The following is a 2,310-nucleotide window of genomic DNA, read 5'->3' as shown; positions in this document are numbered from 1 at the left end:
CCTCCGCTCCCCTCCGACCCGACCCGCTCCGCCCCGTCCCGGGCCCGGGGTGTTCCCCGGTAGCCTGGGGTGGTGATTGACCTTCGCCTGCTCCGTGAGGACCCCGACCGAGTCCGCGCCTCCCAGCGCGCCCGCGGCGAGGACGTCGACCTCGTCGACGCCCTGCTCGCCGCCGACGAGCGGCGTCGGTCCTCCGGCAGCCGCTTCGACGAGCTGCGGGCCGAGCAGAAGCGACTCGGCCGCCTCATCCCCCGCGCCGAGGGCGACGAGCGCGCCGCCCTGCTGGCGCGGGCCGGCGAGCTTGCGGCCGGCGTCAAGGCCGCCGACGCCGAACGCGACGAGGCCGACGCCACCGCACAGGAACTGCTGCTGCGCCTGGGTAACCCGGTCCACCCCGACGTACCCGTGGGCGGTGAGGACGACTACGTCGTCCGGGAGACGCACGGCACCATCCGCGACTTCGACGCCGAGGGCTTCCCCGCCCTGGACCACCTCGAGCTCGGCACCCGCCTGGGCGCCATCGACGTGGAGCGCGGCGCCAAGGTCTCCGGCTCCCGCTTCTACTACCTGACCGGCGTCGGCGCCCTGCTGGAGCTGGCCCTGGTCAACGCCGCCATCGCCCGCGCCGTGGCGGCCGGCTTCACCCCGATGCTCACCCCCGCGCTGGTCAAGCCGCGCGCCATGGAGGGCACCGGGTTCCTCGGCCAGGCCGCCGACGACGTGTACCACCTGGAGAAGGACGACGCCTACCTCGTCGGCACCTCCGAGGTCCCGCTCGCGGCCTACCACATGGACGAGATCCTGCCCGCCGAGCGCCTGCCGCTGCGGTACGCCGGCTTCTCCCCCTGCTTCCGCCGCGAGGCCGGCAGCTACGGCAAGGACACCCGGGGCATCTTCCGGGTCCACCAGTTCGACAAGGTGGAGATGTTCTGCTTCGTGGCACCCGAGGAGGCCGAGGCCGAGCACGAGCGCCTGCTGGGGTGGGAGAAGGAGTGGCTGACCGCCCTGGAGCTGCCGTTCCGGGTGATCGATGTCGCCTCCGGCGACCTGGGCGCCTCCGCCACCCGCAAGTACGACTGCGAGGCGTGGATCCCCACCCAGGGGAAGTACCGCGAGCTGACCTCCGCCTCCAACTGCACCGAGTTCCAGGCCCGCCGCCTGCGGGTGCGGATGCGCGAGGGGAAGACCACCCGCCCCCTGGCCACCCTCAACGGCACCCTGTGCGCGGTGCCGCGCACCATCGTCGCCCTCCTGGAGAACCACCAGCTGGCGGGCGGCGCGGTGCGGGTCCCGGAGGTGCTGCGGCCGTACCTCGGGGGTCGGGAGGTCCTGGAGCCCGGGGACCACGGCTCCGACCCGGCGGCCGGGGCGACCGGCTCGTGAGCGGCCCGACGGATTTCCCCTTCGGGTTGATCGCCACCGATCTCGACGGCACGCTGCTGCGCTCGGACGGCACGGTCTCGCCGCGCACCCGCAAGGCGATCCGCGCCGGGCGGGAGGCCGGGGCGACGCACATCGTGGTCACCGGCCGGGGGGTGCCCTGGACACGCCCGGTGCTGGACGCGCTCGGCTACACCGGTCTGGCGATCTGCGGGCAGGGCGCCCAGCTGTACGACGCCGGCGCGCACCGGCTGTTGACCTCGGTGACCCTGGACCGGGAGGTGGCCCGTCGGGCGATCGCCCTGCTCGAGTCCGAGCTGGGCCCGCTGTGGGTGGCCGCGAGCCGCGACGGCATCGACGGGGCGGTGATCGTGGACCCGGCCGGGTTCGCGGTGGAGCCGGCCCGTGACGGGGCCCTGCCGACCATGACCTACACCGACCGGGCCGAGCTGTGGGCGGAGCCGCTGGCCAAGATGTACCTGCGCCACCCCGGGCTGGACGACGACGAGCTGGCCGGCGCCGCGCGTGAGCTGGTCGGTGAGGCGGTCGGCATCGTGATGGCGGGGCCGGGCACCGTGGAGCTGCTGCCGCTGGGGCTGTCGAAGGCCACCGGCCTGTCGATGGCCGGGCGCCGGCTCGGGGTGCGCGGCGACGAGACGATCGCCTTCGGCGACATGCCCAACGACATACCGATGTTCGGCTGGTCCGCGCACGGCGTGGCGATGGGCGACGCCCACCCGGAGCTGCGGGCGGTCGCCGACGAGGTCACCTCGGGCTGTGACGAGGACGGCATCGCCGAGGTGCTCGAACGCCTGCTCTGAACGCCTGCTCTGACCGCCTGCTCCGAACGACCGCGTCGGTCGCGCGGCGCACGGGAACGGGCCGGGGCCCGGGGGGGCGTTTCGCCACCCCCGGGCCCCGGCCCGTTCC

At 74.6% G+C, this 2,310-nt stretch carries 2 protein-coding genes; both read left to right on the top strand.

Going from position 1 to position 2,310, the window contains the following annotated elements; genetic code table 11:
• Positions 1–72 precede the first annotated feature (72 nt).
• Positions 73–1,383, top strand: coding sequence for a serine--tRNA ligase (serS, locus tag FNQ90_RS20125; RefSeq protein WP_182607651.1), 1,311 nt, complete (start codon positions 73–75; stop codon positions 1,381–1,383).
• Positions 1,380–2,201: an HAD family hydrolase gene (locus FNQ90_RS20120; protein ID WP_182607650.1), complete on the top strand. Its 822-nt coding sequence runs from the start codon at positions 1,380–1,382 to the stop codon at positions 2,199–2,201. The genes serS and FNQ90_RS20120 overlap by 4 nt, the downstream gene beginning before the upstream one ends.
• Positions 2,202–2,310 lie beyond the last annotated feature (109 nt).

The organism is Streptomyces alkaliphilus, assembly GCF_014141535.1.
Taxonomy (GTDB): domain Bacteria; phylum Actinomycetota; class Actinomycetes; order Streptomycetales; family Streptomycetaceae; genus Streptomyces; species Streptomyces alkaliphilus.
The sequence above is the reverse complement of the archived record's forward strand: the minus strand, read 5'-3'. Positions and strand labels throughout refer to the sequence as shown.